The following is a 16,314-nucleotide window of genomic DNA, read 5'->3' as shown; positions in this document are numbered from 1 at the left end:
TATTAACCATTTTCTTTTGCAAATTCAGACATAAACTCAATGAGAGCATCAACTCCAGCCATAGGCATGGCATTGTACAAACTGGCGCGCAATCCTCCAGTGAAACGATGGCCTTTTAAAGCCTTTAACCCACGCTCATTAGCCATATCGAGAAATTTTTGTTCCAAATCCGGATAGTACAGGGAAAAGCAAACATTCATTATAGAGCGAGCTTCTTTAGATACTGGAGTTAAATAAAAATCAGTTGAATCGAGATATTGATACAGCTTCGCAGCTTTCAAACAATTCCTCTGAAATAATTCTTCTATACCCCCTTGTTTTTTTATCCATTCGAACATTTTACTTGCCAAATAACAATTAAATACTGGGGGTGTAGCATATAAGGAGCGATGATCAGCATGATTTTTATAATTCAACATGGTAGGAATCACTGGCTCAGGTTGATTTTGTAGTAATTCCTCATGAATGATAACTACAGTTAAACCTGCATTGGCAATGTTCTTCTGCGCACCAGCAAAAATCAAACCATATTGCCTAATATTTATCGGCTCGCTCAGCAAGCAAGAAGTCATATCCGCAACTAGAGGAACACCTTCTGTTTTAGGAACATAAGGAAATCTGACTCCATTAATTGTTTCATTTGGGGTATAATAGACATAGGCTGTATTACTTTTTAACTCCCACTTTTGATAGTCAGGAATTGATACAAATCCTTCTTTCTCTTCACTGCTAAGGTAATATGCTTTTTTTAGAAGATTCGCTTCATGATAAGCCATCTTAGACCAGATTCCCGTAATAAAATAAGCCGCATCATCTCCTGGCCGTAATAAATTCATAGGAATCATGGCAAATTGTGCCCGAGCTGCCCCCCCCAAAAATAATACATGATAATTTTTTGGGATATTTAACAGCTCTCTTAACGATTGCTCTGCAGTACTTAAAAGACTAATGATTTCCGGTGTTCTATGCCCTATTTCAAGTATAGACATGCCGGTATTACGCCAATTAAGAAATTCCTCTTGAGCCTCTTTTAATATCTCCTCAGGCAGCATGGCAGGGCCAGCTCCAAAATTGAAAACCCTGCTATTCATCACTGCTGTCTTCAGCATTAAGGGATGAATCTTCTGCCTCTTCTAATTCTTCTCCAAGATCTACAATTTTTTGCATTCCAACAACTGCCTCACCAGAACTGACGTTAATCAGACGAACTCCTTGTGTATTTCGGCCTATCACAGATAATTCATTAACTTTAAAACGAACCAAAGTCCCTTTATCTGTAATTAACATGGCTTCGTCATTATCGGTAACCTGCAAGGAGCGGACCACTTTACCATTTCGTTCAGTAACCTGAATGGAAATAACACCTTGCCCGCCCCGTCCTGACACTCGATATTCATCAATATGAGTTCTCTTGCCGTAGCCGTTTTCAGTTGCCGTCAAAATGGTGCCTCCACTTGGATCGACTACCACAAGAGATTTAACGGCTTGATCCTTTTCTACCCTAATTCCACGAACTCCTCGAGCCGTGCGCCCCATAGGTCGCACTTTACTTTCATCAAAGCGGATTACTTTGCCTGCATCAGTAAACAACATAATATCGCGAGCACCATCAGTAATATCAACTCCAACGAGACTGTCATCTTCTTCCAGGTCCACAGCAATAATACCATTGGAACGCGGCCTGCTAAATGCGTTTAAAGGCACTTTTTTAACTGTTCCCTTCTTGGTTGCCATAAACACGTAGCTGCCGTCTTTATACTCACGAACAGGGAGCATAGCATTAATCTCTTCGCCTTCTGCCAAAGGAAGAATATTGATTATAGGCCTTCCTCTCGAAGCGCGGCTTGCTTGAGGCAATTGATATGCTTTTAGCCAATATAATTTGCCATGATTGGAGAAACATAATAAGGTGTCATGAGTACTCGCAATAACCAAACGCTCAACAAAATCCTCATCCTTGACATGAGTTGCCGATTTGCCTTTGCCACCTCGGCGCTGAGCCTGATAGGCTGTAATGGGCTGATATTTTACATAACCTTGATGAGATAAAGTGACCACAACATCTTCTTCGGTAATCAAATCTTCAATAGTCAAATCTTCTTGTGAGGCTGTTATTTCCGTTCGTCTCTCATCACCAAATTGGGATTTAATCTCTATCAATTCATCACGAATAACTTGCATAAGTCTTTCAGGTGAAGCCAATATATCAAGTAATTCTTTAATTAAATTCAATAGCTCTTCAAATTCATTAATTATTTTATCTTGTTCAAGAGCTGTTAGCCTATGTAATCTTAATTCAAGTATTGCTTGTGCCTGCGCTTCAGATAATTTATATCCGCTCTCATGCAAACCATACTCTTCAGTTAAATCATCAGGCCTTGACGCGTTTGAGCCAGCCTTTTCCAACATGGCCTTTACCAACCCAGGTTGCCATATTTTGCTTAATAAAGCACTTTTTGCGTCTTGAGGAGTAGGAGATTGCTTAATTAATGCGATCATTTCATCGATATTAGCTAAGGCGATTCCCAAGCCCTCCAATAAATGGGCTCGACTTCTGGCTTTTTTCAATTCAAATATTGTGCGTCTGGTAACAACCTCTCTTCGATGTTTTATAAAATATTCCAGTATTTGCTTCAAATTCAAAGTACGCGGTTGGCCATCCACCAGAGCAACCATATTAATTCCGAATACATTTTGCATTTGAGTATGAGCGAACAGGTTATTCAATACCACATCTGCTACTTCATTGCGTTTTAATTCAATGACTACTCTCATTCCTTGCTTGTCTGACTCATCTCTCAAGCCGGAAATTCCTTCGATTTTCTTGTCCCTTACCAATTCAGCAATACGCTCGATCAAACGCGCTTTATTCACCTGATAGGGTAATTCCTGAATAATAATTGACTGACGGCCTGAACTTTCATCCGTTTCAATTTCTGTGCGTGCCCTGATAACAACCCGCCCTTTTCCAGTACGATAACCTTCAATAATTCCAGCACGACCATTAATAATTGCGGCTGTAGGAAAATCAGGGCCAGGAATAATTTCCATTAAATCTTCAAGACTCGTGTCAGGTTCATCCACTAAAGCAATACATGCATTGATTACTTCGGTAAGATTATGTGGTGGAATATTAGTAGCCATCCCTACCGCAATACCGGAAGAGCCATTAACTAGTAAATTGGGAATTCTCGATGGCAATACCACTGGAGCAAATTCTGTTTCATCATAGTTAGGACTAAAATCAACGGTTTCCTTATCCAAATCAGCCAGTAAAGCATGCGCCACTTTGGACATTCTTACTTCAGTGTAACGCATGGCAGCTGGAGCATCTCCATCTACAGAGCCAAAATTACCCTGCCCATCAATCAGCATATAACGCATGGAAAAGGGCTGAGCCATACGAACAATAGTGTCATAAACAGCTGTATCCCCATGAGGATGATATTTACCAATGACATCCCCTACTACACGAGCAGATTTTTTATACGGCTTATTCCAATCATTACTTAACTCACTCATCGCAAAAAGAACTCGCCTGTGTACTGGCTTTAAACCATCACGTACATCAGGTAATGCTCGACCCACAATGACACTCATCGCATAATCCAAATAGGATTGCTTCAATTCGTCTTCTATGTTGACTGGTAAGACTTCTTTGGCTAGGTATACCATAATTTGGATGTATCCTTTAGACAGTAAATTAAGATTAATTTAATGCAAAAGGATACCACACTGGGCGTCTTAATTAAATCACCTTAAGCTTCGGATAGCTCAAGGATATTTTTAATGTTCGCGAGTGATTTTGTGATCAGGGAATCCAGGCAAGATTTCACATCTGCTGCAAAACTTCCATGTATCCTGTTATTAATCACCACACTTAAGGATAGGCATTTATGTCCAAGCATACTGCCAAGAGCATAGATAGCAGCAGTTTCCATCTCAAGATTAATTACTGAATAATTCTGAGTGCAAAATGTTCCTAACTGTCTAATAAGGTTGGGGTAATGAAGCGGCAATCTTAACTGGCGACCTTGCGGCCCATAAAAACCACCACAAGTAGCAGTAATTCCTGTATGTCCCAAGGAGCTGAACTGTTCAGCTAATTGAGAGCAAGATTCAGAAATATAAAACGGACCACTCTCTCCCTTTAAATATTGAGATAATTCCTCCTTGATTGTTTCAAGCACTCCCAGTGGCTGATATTGATAATAATCAATCAAACTATCAAAACCAATTGCATATCGACTAATGGCTATATCTCCGGGCAAACAATTCTCAGTCAGAGCTCCTGTCGTGCCTAATCGAATTATTGTTAAACTTTTTTTGGTGGTATTCACTGTTCGTGTAGATAAATCGATGTTTGCCAAAGCATCCAGTTCATTCATCACGATATCTATGTTTGGCATGCCAATTCCAGTTGAGAGAACTGTAATTCTATTAGTTCCCAGATACCCTGTATGAGTAACAAATTCTCGGTGGGAGCGTTGCACTTCAATTTTATCAAAATGTTGACTAACCAGGCTTACTCGCCCAGGGTCTCCCACTGTAATGATGAGATCAGCTATTTCCTCTGTTCTTAAATCAAGATGATATACCGCACCACGATGATTGATAGGTAATTCGGCTGGAGTTATCATTTTTTTTTCTATTATTCCTCAAATTTGTAAACCATAATATATAATCAATGTATACGGTTGCAAATGATCTAAATTATTTGAATATTTAATTAATATTGGATATGGGACTAGCATTTTTAATGACCAAAATTATGTTTAATTTGACTGTATGTTGTCATTTTTATATAGTTCCGCGCACTAATGCAAGTATGAATGCTTTAAGCATGTAAATAATCAGGAGAAGCAATGACTCAAAAGACAGCGAAACTCAGCATCGATGGGCAAGAGACGATTGATTTACCAATCTATACTCCCACCCTAGGTAATGATGTGATTGATATTACCCAGCTTGGTTCACATGGCGTCTTTACCTTTGATCAAGGTTTTTTATCAACTGCCTCCTGTGAATCAAAAATCACCTATATTGATGGGGATAAAGGCATTTTGTTGTATAGGGGTTATCCTATAGAACAATTGGCAGAAAAAAAGGACTTCCTTGATGTAAGTTATTTATTACTCAATGGAGAACTACCTAACAAAGAAGAAAAGAAAGCTTTCGTTAGTCTGATCAACAATCATACTATGGTTCATCAGCAAATGTACCAGTTTTTGAATGGGTTCAGACGTGACGCTCACCCAATGGCTATAATGGTTGGAATTGTGGGGGCTTTGTCTGCTTTTTATCATGAATCCATGGATTTGAATAACGCACAAGACCGTTTTATTTCCGCAATCAGACTGGTTGCTAAAATGCCTACTTTAGCTGCGATGAGCTATAAATACTCCATTGGCATGCCTTATATGTATCCTAAAAATAAAATGTCTTATGCAGAGAACTTTCTCCATATGATGTTTGGTGTTCCATCTGAAGATACTACGCCAGATCCTGTACTGGTAAGGGCTATGGATACTATTTTTATTCTCCATGCCGATCATGAGCAAAATGCCTCTACATCGACGGTACGTCTGGCCGGTTCTACCGGAGCTAATCCCTTTGCTTGCATTTCAGCCGGTATAGGGGCTTTATGGGGACCAGCTCATGGTGGAGCGAATGAAGCCTGCTTAAATATGCTAAAAGAAATAGGCGATGTGAGTCGCATCGATCATTACATTAAACGAGCTAAAGATAAAAATGATCCATTCCGCTTGATGGGGTTTGGGCACAGGGTCTATAAAAGCTATGATCCAAGAGCTAAAGTAATGCGTAAGACCTGTTATGATGTACTAGAAGCGGTAGGAGCCAAAGACGCACCTTTATTCAAATTGGCAATGGAGCTTGAACGTATAGCTCTTGAAGATGAATATTTCATTGAGAAAAAACTCTACCCCAATGTAGACTTTTACTCAGGACTGACTTTAAGTGCTATTGGAATACCAACCAATATGTTCACAGTGATATTTGCTCTGGCCCGCACTGTTGGATGGATGAGTCATTGGATGGAAATGGTAGCCACCAAGTCACGCATTGGCAGACCTCGCCAATTGTATACTGGTGAAAAAATTCGTGACGTAAAATAAAAAATCCAATGTGTTAATCAGTAGCTTGTATTAAACTATAATACGAGCTACTGCAATCTAATTTAATCGCACCAATTTATATACAAGACTAGGCTATGCATGCCTTGCTTTAACCATTGACAACGCCTCTAGCCAGCCGCGAAAATCTTTTTCAACTACCTCTCTTTCCCTGAATGGCTGAAACTCGTTCTCAACGTCCCATATCTTATTTACTGAAGAAACTGAATCAAATAGTCCAGAACCTATTGCCGCTAATACTGCTGCCCCTTTGGCAGTCGTTTCAATGTCTTTGGGTTTTTGAATTGTCAACTGGCACTGATCAGCCATAAATTGTAGAAACCATTGGTTTACTGCCATCCCTCCATCCGCTCTTAATAAAGTCAAATCCAATTGACTATCATCTCTCATACAGGTTAATACATCACGTGTTTGATAACAAACTCCTTCCAAGGCAGCCCTGGCAAAATGTGCTCTATTCGTTGAACGGGATACACCTATAATGGCTGTTCCCGTTATTGATAACCAATGAGGTGCTCCCAGACCAGTAAAAGATGAAACAAGATATACGCCGTTATTGCTATCAAGACTTCGAGCCAATACTTCAGTTTCAGCAGAATGAGATATCAACTTCATTTCATCGCGTAACCATTTAACAGTAGTTCCGGCATGATAAATACTACCCTCCAAACCATATACTGTTTTTTCTTTAATTTTATAGGCAATAGTAGTCAACAATTTATGCTTTGAGAAAACTGGTTTATCACCTGTATTGAGTAATAAAAATCCCCCCGTACCAAAAGTAGCCTTAACCATTCCTCCATTAAAACAACCTTGTCCAATTAAAGCGGCTTGTTGATCACCTGCAACCCCGGTAATTGGTATTTCTACTCCCAGCCATTCTTTATCTATCACCCCAAAATGATTATCACTGGAGTATACCGCTGGTAATACCGATTCTGAAATAGAAAAAAGCTCCAGCAACTGCTTATCCCATTTTTCATCATGAATATTAAACAGCATAGTTCTGGATGCGTTGGTGATATCGGTAGCATGACTTGCACCTTTAGTCATGCGCCATATTAAAAAACTGTCTATTGTCCCAAATGCCAAATCCCCCTGGTTAATTAGTGATTGAGCTTGAGCATTATTCTTTAGTAACCAGTTTAACTTGCTCGCTGAAAAATAGGGATCAGGAAGTAATCCGGTTTTCTCTTGTATCATTGACGAGTATTCAGACAAGGAATAACAAAACTCCTCCGTACGTCTATCTTGCCACACAATAGCTGGCGCGAGGCATTCCCCTGTTTTTTTGTTCCAAATCAGAGTAGTTTCCCGTTGGTTGGTAAGGCCACAGCATAAAATTGCTTTTCCTTGAACTTGAGATACGACATCCCTCATCGCATTCAGAGTTTTTTGCCATATTTCCTCAGGATCGTGTTCTACCCAACCCGAATTGGGGTAATATTGAGTAAGAGGATACTGACTATTTGCGATTAAATCACCTTGAAGGGTGTAGATCATAGCGCGAGTACTACTTGTTCCCTGGTCAATAGCTAGTATATAGTTCATTATTGTAAAATCCCTCTATATTTATAGATATTGAGTGTAATCTTTTTTCGGAGATAAAAACATGGATCAGGTTTTTGATGTTGCAATTATTGGTGGAGGCATCAATGGCTGCGGCTGCGCTGCAGATGCAGCATTAAGAGGTCTGTCTGTGATACTCTTCGAACAGGACGATCTGGCTTCGAAAACATCATCAAGTAGCACAAAATTAATTCATGGTGGTTTAAGGTATTTAGAGCATTATGAGTTTGGTTTAGTCAAAAAAGCACTCCAGGAACGTCAAACGCTTCTCAATTTGGCTCCCCATTTAGTCCATTCCCAATCTTTTGTTTTGCCCTACTTAAAACATATGCGCCCCTCATGGTTATTGAGGTTAGGCTTATTTTTTTACGATCATCTCAGTCGAAAAAATCATTTACCCAAATCCAGATCGATCCACAGAAATAATAAGAATAATTATTTTACGCCACTAAAAGAGGAGCTAAATCGCGGTTTTCTTTTCTATGATGCCACCACCGATGATGCTCGCTTAACCATTCTTAATGCCATACAAGCCAAAAATCATGGCGCAAGCATAAGGCCACATGCCAAAGTAACCCATGCAGAGGTAATCAATAACATATGGCATTTAACTATCCAGCCCACCAAAGGGCAGAGCTATAAAGCTTATGCTAAAAGCATCATTAATGCCACAGGACCATGGGTGCAATCCATTGCCCAATTAACTCATACACCTATCCAAAAAGATATTACCCTGGTTAAAGGTAGCCATATTATCGTCCCCAAACTTTTTGAGGGAAATCATGCCTATTTCTTGCAACATAATGATCAGCGGGTTATTTTTGTTATCCCCTATCATGGCTTTAGTATGATTGGAACCACCGATATCCACTATACTGGGGATCTTAACCACATAGAGATTGGCGAAGAAGAAATTGATTACTTAATTGAATTGGTAAATGCCTACTTCAAGTTTAAAATAACTAAAGAAGATGTAGTCCATTCCTGGAGCGGCATAAGGCCTTTGTTAGCTGATGATAGCAAAGAAGTCAAATCATTAAGTCGTGACTATTCCTATGAGTTTAACCACTCCCCAGCTCCCATTATTACAATTTTTGGAGGGAAAATAACCACTTATAGACAGTTGGCTGAAGAAGTTGTAGATCAACTTACCCCTGTATTTCCACAAATGAAGCCATCGAAAACACAACATACGCCCTTACCTGGGGCAACTTTAGCAGATATGAGTTTTACTCAATATGTCAATTACGCCAAAACAAAATATCATTGGCTGGATGATGAACTATTAAATCGCTACCTCAATACCTATGGTTGTTATACTGAAATTTTTCTTTCGCAATGCAACAATATGGAAGCAATGGGGAAAAAATATGGCCCATCACTCTACCAGGTGGAAGTAGATTATCTTATTTTAGAAGAGTGGGCGAATTATTGTGATGACATACTTAACCGCCGCACTAAACTCGGCCTTACTATGGATAATGCCAGTAAAAAAGAACTTGCGGATTATCTGGCTAGTATATCTACTTATCCTTCTGCTCAAGCTGAGCTCGTATTTCACTAACATCAGCATCAAGTGCTTGTTGCGCCAATTCTTTTAAAGTGGACTCGGGTATGCTTCCAGCATCAGAATAAATAACAATACTGTCTTTGAAAACCATAAGATGAGGGATGGATCGGATCTCGAAAAAATCTGCTAACTCTTGTTGCTCTTCAATGTTAACTTTAACAAATTTAATAGCTGGAAATTGATCGGAAACTTGCTCATATACTTTTGAAAATTGCTTACAGGGAGCACACCACTCAGCCCAGAAATCAATAAAAACTATCTCATTGTCATTAATTAATGATTCAAATTCAGCGCTGTTAATAGTCTGGGTCGGCATGTTAACTCCTAAGTTTCGAGTATCGTTACGATGTTGTCAAATATTTGCTCTACTGTACCTGTACCACTAATAGTGTGAAATTTTGGAGCTTCTTTAGAGCCAGATTCAGCCCATTCCTTATAATATTGCACCAATGGCGCTGTTTGGCTATGGTAAACCTGTAAGCGCTTACGTATGGTTTCTTCTTTATCATCATCACGTTGAATCAGAGGCTCACCTGTGATGTCATCTACACCCGGATTTTTCGGCGGTTGATTCACAACGTGATAAACCCTACCAGAAGGCTGGTGAATGCGTCGCCCGCTGATGCGTTCAATTATTTCTTCGTCATCGACGGCTATTTCTATCACATGATCCAAATGGATTTCTGCATCTTTTAAAGCTTCGGCCTGGACCAATGTTCTTGGAAAACCATCAAACAGGAATCCTCTATCACAATCAGGGTTTTTTAGTCTTTCCTTCACTAACCCGATAATAATATCATCGGACACCAACCCACCTGATTCCATGATTTTTTGGGCACTTAATCCTAAGGGCGTACCTTTTGCTATGGCAGCACGCAGCATGTCACCGGTAGAAATTTGAGGAATTTTATAACGGTTAATTAAAAGTGAAGCTTGGGTTCCTTTGCCGGCTCCCGGTCCACCTAAAAGCATTAATCGCATCCAAAACTCCTTAAATAATTCGTAATCATTATATACTTTCAAATATAGTAACATAGTAGCACTATAAAATTTTATAATTATTTAGTGCACATTGACAAATAATTTTGGTCATGCATAGTCTTAAAAAACTAAATGAGCAGCTCAAAAAACAGGTTTTTTAAGACTATAAGGATTGAGTAGGCACATCATAAGCAGACTATCACTCACCTTTTCTTTTCAAGCTTTATTCTGTTAAATAAACAGGATTTTACCCGATTTTCTATTCAAAAATAGAAATGTATACCTTACTTAAGATTGACTTCGTGTTATGGCGGTTATTATAAACACACAAAATCATATATGTTCCAAATCTGACTTTATTTCCACTGGCAAGAACATAATTAGGCCATCTTAATTACCACCAGGAACGTGACTTCAACGAATCTTTACAAGAATTGAGCTGCATTGCATAAAGTTGTGATTTAGCCTTCACTTTGCGCGCTACAGAAATCAACCATGGTTTTTTCAAATAGGTTTTCCTTTGATAACCACCTATCCCTTCATGATAAGCCAAATAAAGTGAGTAAGCATCTGTTCGGGGAATACCTGCCTTAATATTCGCCTGGTTAGCATACCATCCTATAAAATCAACACCATCTCCAAAATCGTCGCGTGATGACCAAAACCATCCATTGGTGCGTTTATAATTGTCCCAAGTCGAACGCAACGCCTGAGTATATCCGTAAGCTGTCGATGGCCTTGTCCATGGAATTATCCATAACAGTTTGGTTCTTGGTGGCCTGGCTCGAGCATTAAATTTTGATTCTTGATGAATAATTGCCATTTGGACCGGAACCGGAACCTTCCAGCGTCGCTCAACATCCTTTGAGTCCACATACCATTTCGGATATTGTTTAAATATATTACAAATATTATTAATATCTGCTGGCGGTTTGCTGACGCAGCCCGTAAGAAAAATGCTAAAACAAAGTAAAGTAAATCGAATCTTCATGATTTAATGATAAAAAACTCATCCTGCAGTATTGAATATCAATGCTACGATATAAGGTATCAATTTAAAAAATATTGTATCAAATATACTGCATACAATCTATGCCATTTAAAGTTACTTCTATTCCTTCACATGATAGAATCAATCAGATATCCCAATTGTGATTTTGACAAATCCGAGACTTGTCGATAATTTCAAGCAAATTTGCAAAAATAAGAATGAAGACCGAATTGGACTAATAAATTATGACAATACTTGTTTTTGATATTGAAACAATTCCAGATATTGAGTCAGGGCGAAGGCTTTTTGCACTAGATGGCTTATCAGATGAAGATACGGCATGCGCTATGTTTGCCTTAAGGCGTGAGAAAGCAGGCAATGATTTTTTGCCTCATTACTTACAAAAAATCTGCGCTATATCAGTGGTAATCAGTCATGGAAATCAAATAAAAGTATGGTCTCTTGGCGATGAAAATTCTGATGAAAAAGAATTAATAACCCGTTTTTTTGCTGGAATTGACAAACATACACCCACCCTGGTGAGCTGGAATGGGAGCGGTTTTGATCTTCCTGTACTGCATTACCGATCACTATATCATAGTATTAGCGCGCCCACTTATTGGGAGACAGGAGAAAATCAACAAACCTTCAAATGGAACAATTATCTAAGCCGCTTTCACTACCGACATATTGATCTAATGGATGTTCTTGCAGGATATCAGAACAGAGCTTTTGCCCCTCTTGATGACATTTCAACCATGCTAGGTTTCCCTGGAAAAATGGGAATGAGTGGCTCTAAAGTTTGGGAACAATACCAGGCAGGCCAATTGAAAGAAATAAGAGATTATTGTGAAACAGATGTACTCAACACCTATTGTGTGTATTTAAGATTTGAGCTGATGCGTGGCACAATTAGCCAGGAAGGTTATGACAGAAACATAGCACAACTCAAAAACTATTTAGGTGCTGAGAAAGACAAGATGCATTTACAGGAATTTCTCAAAAAAATGCTCTGAAGATCTTAATCGTCACTGTAAACGAGTTGTCCTCTCTAGATAATGGCGGCAGCTAAAAAGGCCTCTGCCCCGTAAAAGTAAGGCTATGACTATCTGCTTCAATCAGTGCCAGGGCTTTGACATAGTCCTCACTTTTCAAGTGACTTAAGGTGTTATGATACCGTTCAAGCCCTAGTTGCTCATAAGAACTCAAATCAACTGCATTAGCTCCATTTGCCAATTGCGTCCATGACCAAATGGTTATCCACCACTCAATGATGGGTTTATAAACCTCTATCCATGCCAACAGAGAGTCACTCAGCTCTTCTGTATTAAAGTAAGCTTTCAACAGAATAAGCTGTTGTTCGCGGTTTAGCTTGGCCTCAACCATAAAATAAACCAAATCCCAAATAAAATCATTATTACTTGAATATTCCCAATCAATCTGATGAATCTTTTCAGAACCCTTGATTTCTGGATTTTCGGACAAGATAAAATTAAGTGGCGTTGTATCATTGTGGCAAGGAAATTGCTGAATATGATAAGAAGAAAAAATCTCCTTTAGATTTTTCATTTGTTGCTCAACAAATTCTATTTCCCCTGGGAAATTAAAGGGTTTTCGTTTTAATAAATCCAATAACTCTTCATTTCGCTCAAAAAAAAGCGTGTTATTATCAAAGGGAGGAGATTTATGAAGTCTTCTCATCATAGATGCTACCTCATGCAGAATTTCCTTGCGGGCCAAGGCTTTATCATCCAGAGAATGCACTCCTTCTATAAAGCGCGTTACCTGCAACCCATCTTCAGGATCAAAGAAAGCTATTGGAACATTCAGTCCAAGTTTTTCGGCTTGTTTAGCGTTGTGAGCTTCATCTCTTCTGGTTATAAATGCTGAAGAGCCTATTCCAGGAATCCGCATAACCCATTTCTCAGGCGCATTTTTGATTCTTAGCCTAACTGTTGAATTCGTCATGCCACCTGTCATTAATTTTAATTTCAAAACGTCAAGACCCAAATTCGCAAATAAAGGTATTCGATGAATCACCGGTAACATAGACAGGTATTGCCGTGTCAATTGAACCAGCCGGGACCAGTCTTTATTCACTAAAGAAGCAACAGACTGAGACTTGGGATCTAGCAAACTGAGTATGTAAATGATTAAATGTTCGCTTAATTTGGGTTTATTATTATCATCACCAAAAAAATATAATTTCATAAACGTCATTTATTAATTAATGATAAAACTGAATGCATTATATAAAAACTGATAATAAAATAACATACAATTCATCATTACTTTCCTGGGAATACTGAATGTTTTTGCACATGAATCGCTACATTAGCCTCTATTTTCTACTCATTCTATTAATTGCACCAATTCACCTCCTTGGATTAGATAGTTATTATTACTGGGATTGGAGCAGGCATTTGGCTCTATCATACTATGATGGTTCTCCCATGATTGCCTACTTTATCCGCATAGCTACACTTTTATTTGGAGATACTCTCTTTGCTTTAAACCTGGTTACTATAGTTTCTACTGCCTTGACCAGTTTTATAATTTATAAAACAGCAAGATTATGCCTTAATAAGGAAGCCAGTTATGTTACGGTTTTGATTTGGTTATTCTCACCATTAGTCACTTTAGATTTGATCAATCAAACTACCTATGACACGCCTTTAACCCTTTTTTGGGCATTAACTCTTTACTTTACAATAAGGTATATCCAGTTTAATCGAAACCAGGATTTGTATTACATAGGTTTGAGTATAGGCCTTATGCTTTTATCCAAATACTCAGGAATTGTTCTCGTGCTGGCCTTACTTGTTTTTTTGGTTGCAACACCCTATAGGCGGCTTTTTAAATCCAGGCATTTTTATTTGGCATTAACCCTGGCAATCATTGTCTTCAGCCCGGTTATTCTATGGAATGCTCAACATGATTGGGTATCCATTCGCTACCAGTTAAGTACTCACCAATCGCAAAATACTCATCATGCGATGGGGGGTATCTTGCATGCCTTTTTTAATTTTTTCCTCCCTGCAATTAACTTTTTGTTCATTCCCCCTGCGTTATATCTATCCAAAGGCACCCCTAGAAAATCCCCTGTATTTTATTTGTGCCTCATTATTTGCGTAACATTTGTTCTTTTCTATTTATTTGTCGCCGGCAAAGCCACGATAAGAGCATATTGGTTGAGCCAATACATAATTACTGCCAGCTTATTAGCTGGTTATTGCTATCAAGAGTGGGCTTATCGTAATTCCACTTATTTATTAATTGTATTCTACGTTCTTACCAGTGGAATCATTTTGATGAACAATACTACTCTTTTTAGTTTTGGGTATTCAAAAAAATTGGCTTATTATCAATCGATACAGCAAATTAATCAGTCTAATGATAAACTCCCAAGCATAGTCATAACTCCTGGATGGTTTGAGGCACGCATGCTGTTCTTTCTTAAAAATAAACCAACAATTTTTACCTTCGACTGCGGTTCAATGCAAAATCAATACAGGTACTGGTCACCTAATCTGAATACCCTTGGCGAAGTGCTATATATCGATACATTTGATAGATTATCATGTGTTAAAAAATACTTTGCCCAGTGTCAATCATTGAATTTGCCAGCTGCTTTTGATGAAAAAGGTAAGCCAATCATTTACGCCTATTGGTGCAGTAATAAGCTGGATACTTAAATGAAACAGGACTTATGCCCCCAATTTCTTTTGCTTTCAAATTTGAGTTTCTTTAGAAGAGTTTGAATTGAGGGAATGAGTGCCTTTTGATGACCAAATAATATTTGAATAAAACAGGTAATTGATAATAGATCCAATACCCAAGCCTGAGGCTACAATGATATTTTCTTTCAAAACACCTTGTCCAAAGGAATGGACAAAAATATGAACCCATAGGCTTTGAAAATAAACCATAAATGTGGAATAAATAATAAATTGTGTAAAACGGCTAAATGTTGTTTTAGTTATCCGGAAGTCAGTTTTTTGTTTGAATGTAATGGAATGGTGAAAAATAAAATTGGATATAATAGCAGCACTGATAGCAACCTGGCTGGATACCAGAGCGGAATGGTTCGAACTGCGCAACCAATTGTATAAGCTGAATTGAATCAATGCACCGATAGAGCCCACACAACACATAGTTAGGTACTGGCGTAATTCTCTGAAGCGAAGGGTAAAAAGAACACGCAAGGTGTCAATCATACTGTTCTTAGGTAATTTACTTTTCCCTTTTTCTCTATCAATAAATTGAATAGGAAATTCAACGATCCTGGCTTTTGCCTTGTGTAAAAGCCAATATAACTCAAGTTTATATGCGTAATTATTGGATAGGAAGTTTGAAGGCAATAGTTTCTTTAACAGATTGGTACGTATTGCCCTTAAGCCAGAAGTAAGATCTTTATATTTTCCAGTTAATAACATACGAGCAACCCAATTACCTCCCACAGATAATAATTTACGATGGAATGCCCAGTTTGAGGGAATCCTTCCCCCTGAAATATATCGGCTCCCCACAACTACATCATGCTGTTTAAGTAGCTCTAACATTGGAGCAATATAACAAGGTTGATGAGAACCATCTGCATCAAACTCAAATACAACATCTGCATTTAACTCATCTATTGCAATTCTCATAGCTTGCAGGTAAGCGGAACCAAGTCCAGTTTTCTGTGGTTCTTGTGCAAAATGAATACGTTGAGAGGTATAAGTTAGCTCTCGAACTATATGGGCTGTAGAATCTGTAGAGTGACTATCAAATACAAGAATGTCAACCTGATAATCTGCGAGTGAGTATGTCTCCTTAAGAATCAAATCAATCGTATTAGAAATATTATCTTCTTCATTATAGGTAGGGATAATAATAACGACTTTTTCTTTGGGCATACTGATCAGATCATAAGAAGCAGATTATAGAAGTAAGCAAATCTTATCAAATGGTGGGCTTGCCGTAAACAAACTTTAAGTGGCAGTTACTATTGTAAAGATTTATTCTCAGTATATGGCAGATTTTATGTCGCTTACCAAAACATTTAT

General features: G+C 38.4%; 13 protein-coding genes. 4 read left to right on the top strand and 9 right to left on the bottom strand.

Going from position 1 to position 16,314, the window contains the following annotated elements:
• Positions 1–2: 2 nt before the first annotated feature.
• The 3 genes from serC to LPG_RS07095 all read right to left on the bottom strand — a co-directional run bounded on the left by serC (position 3) and on the right by LPG_RS07095 (position 4,640).
• On the bottom strand, positions 3–1,091 hold the full coding sequence (gene serC / locus LPG_RS07105; protein WP_015444522.1) for a 3-phosphoserine/phosphohydroxythreonine transaminase: 1,089 nt from the start codon (positions 1,089–1,091) through the stop codon (positions 3–5).
• Positions 1,084–3,675 (bottom strand): DNA gyrase subunit A, encoded by a 2,592-nt coding sequence (gene gyrA, locus LPG_RS07100; protein WP_015444523.1) that lies wholly within the window; start codon positions 3,673–3,675, stop codon positions 1,084–1,086. Before gyrA ends, serC begins: the two co-directional genes overlap by 8 nt.
• Before the next feature lie 83 nt (positions 3,676–3,758).
• Positions 3,759–4,640, bottom strand: coding sequence for a nucleoside phosphorylase (locus LPG_RS07095; protein ID WP_010947145.1), 882 nt, complete (start codon positions 4,638–4,640; stop codon positions 3,759–3,761).
• 225 nt (positions 4,641–4,865) lie between these two features.
• On the opposite strand from LPG_RS07095, the gene gltA reads away from it, so the two are divergent.
• On the top strand, positions 4,866–6,137 hold the full coding sequence (gene gltA / locus LPG_RS07090; protein ID WP_010947144.1) for a citrate synthase: 1,272 nt from the start codon (positions 4,866–4,868) through the stop codon (positions 6,135–6,137).
• 93 nt (positions 6,138–6,230) lie between these two features.
• Here gltA and glpK read toward each other — a convergent pair whose 3' ends face one another.
• Complete coding sequence (gene glpK / locus LPG_RS07085) at positions 6,231–7,706, bottom strand: glycerol kinase GlpK (protein WP_010947143.1); 1,476 nt, start codon at positions 7,704–7,706, stop codon at positions 6,231–6,233.
• 61 nt (positions 7,707–7,767) lie between these two features.
• Between glpK and glpD the strand changes: the two genes are divergently transcribed.
• Positions 7,768–9,288: a glycerol-3-phosphate dehydrogenase gene (glpD, locus tag LPG_RS07080; protein WP_010947142.1), complete on the top strand. Its 1,521-nt coding sequence runs from the start codon at positions 7,768–7,770 to the stop codon at positions 9,286–9,288.
• On the opposite strand, the gene LPG_RS07075 is transcribed toward glpD, so the two are convergent.
• The 3 genes from LPG_RS07075 to LPG_RS07065 form a co-directional block, all read right to left on the bottom strand.
• On the bottom strand, positions 9,248–9,610 hold the full coding sequence (locus tag LPG_RS07075) for a thioredoxin family protein (RefSeq protein WP_010947141.1): 363 nt from the start codon (positions 9,608–9,610) through the stop codon (positions 9,248–9,250). The two genes, glpD and LPG_RS07075, sit on opposite strands and share 41 nt — an antisense overlap.
• A gap of 8 nt (positions 9,611–9,618) precedes the next feature.
• A complete protein-coding gene (gene adk, locus LPG_RS07070) occupies positions 9,619–10,275 on the bottom strand; it encodes an adenylate kinase (protein WP_011946427.1) in 657 nt (218 codons plus the stop codon).
• A gap of 394 nt (positions 10,276–10,669) precedes the next feature.
• The gene (locus tag LPG_RS07065; protein WP_010947139.1) at positions 10,670–11,266 is read right to left on the bottom strand and encodes a membrane protein; all 597 of its coding nucleotides are present in this window, start codon (positions 11,264–11,266) and stop codon (positions 10,670–10,672) included.
• Positions 11,267–11,511: 245 nt separating this feature from the next.
• On the opposite strand from LPG_RS07065, the gene LPG_RS07060 reads away from it, so the two are divergent.
• Complete coding sequence (locus tag LPG_RS07060) at positions 11,512–12,282, top strand: 3'-5' exonuclease (protein ID WP_010947138.1); 771 nt, start codon at positions 11,512–11,514, stop codon at positions 12,280–12,282.
• Between the two features lie 52 nt (positions 12,283–12,334).
• On the opposite strand, the gene LPG_RS07055 is transcribed toward LPG_RS07060, so the two are convergent.
• Entirely contained in the window at positions 12,335–13,477 is a 1,143-nt protein-coding gene (locus LPG_RS07055; RefSeq protein ID WP_015444525.1) for a phosphotransferase family protein, read from the bottom strand.
• 98 nt (positions 13,478–13,575) lie between these two features.
• On the opposite strand from LPG_RS07055, the gene LPG_RS07050 reads away from it, so the two are divergent.
• Complete coding sequence (locus tag LPG_RS07050; protein ID WP_010947136.1) at positions 13,576–14,961, top strand: glycosyltransferase family 39 protein; 1,386 nt, start codon at positions 13,576–13,578, stop codon at positions 14,959–14,961.
• 36 nt (positions 14,962–14,997) lie between these two features.
• Here the strand turns inward: LPG_RS07050 and LPG_RS07045 are convergent, their stop codons facing one another.
• Positions 14,998–16,164, bottom strand: coding sequence for a glycosyltransferase family 2 protein (locus tag LPG_RS07045; protein ID WP_015444527.1), 1,167 nt, complete (start codon positions 16,162–16,164; stop codon positions 14,998–15,000).
• Between the last annotated feature and the right edge of the window lie 150 nt (positions 16,165–16,314).

The sequence above is a fragment of the Legionella pneumophila subsp. pneumophila str. Philadelphia 1 genome, assembly GCF_000008485.1.
Classification (GTDB): Bacteria; Pseudomonadota; Gammaproteobacteria; order Legionellales; family Legionellaceae; genus Legionella; species Legionella pneumophila.
This window is presented reverse-complemented; position numbering and strand designations above follow the sequence as displayed.

What these genes read in the sequence shown, in the direction of transcription:
- gltA (WP_010947144.1), top strand. Translation starts at nt 4,866, where the DNA reads ATGACTCAAAAGACAGCGAAACTCAGCATCGATGGGCAAGAGACGATT.
- LPG_RS07060 (WP_010947138.1), top strand. Translation starts at nt 11,512, where the DNA reads ATGACAATACTTGTTTTTGATATTGAAACAATTCCAGATATTGAGTCA.
- serC (WP_015444522.1), bottom strand. Translation starts at nt 1,091, where the DNA reads ATGAATAGCAGGGTTTTCAATTTTGGAGCTGGCCCTGCCATGCTGCCT.
- adk (WP_011946427.1), bottom strand. Translation starts at nt 10,275, where the DNA reads ATGCGATTAATGCTTTTAGGTGGACCGGGAGCCGGCAAAGGAACCCAA.
- LPG_RS07050 (WP_010947136.1), top strand. Translation starts at nt 13,576, where the DNA reads ATGTTTTTGCACATGAATCGCTACATTAGCCTCTATTTTCTACTCATT.
- LPG_RS07075 (WP_010947141.1), bottom strand. Translation starts at nt 9,610, where the DNA reads ATGCCGACCCAGACTATTAACAGCGCTGAATTTGAATCATTAATTAAT.
- glpD (WP_010947142.1), top strand. Translation starts at nt 7,768, where the DNA reads ATGGATCAGGTTTTTGATGTTGCAATTATTGGTGGAGGCATCAATGGC.
- LPG_RS07065 (WP_010947139.1), bottom strand. Translation starts at nt 11,266, where the DNA reads ATGAAGATTCGATTTACTTTACTTTGTTTTAGCATTTTTCTTACGGGC.
- LPG_RS07055 (WP_015444525.1), bottom strand. Translation starts at nt 13,477, where the DNA reads ATGAAATTATATTTTTTTGGTGATGATAATAATAAACCCAAATTAAGC.
- LPG_RS07095 (WP_010947145.1), bottom strand. Translation starts at nt 4,640, where the DNA reads ATGATAACTCCAGCCGAATTACCTATCAATCATCGTGGTGCGGTATAT.
- gyrA (WP_015444523.1), bottom strand. Translation starts at nt 3,675, where the DNA reads ATGGTATACCTAGCCAAAGAAGTCTTACCAGTCAACATAGAAGACGAA.
- LPG_RS07045 (WP_015444527.1), bottom strand. Translation starts at nt 16,164, where the DNA reads ATGCCCAAAGAAAAAGTCGTTATTATTATCCCTACCTATAATGAAGAA.
- glpK (WP_010947143.1), bottom strand. Translation starts at nt 7,706, where the DNA reads ATGAACTATATACTAGCTATTGACCAGGGAACAAGTAGTACTCGCGCT.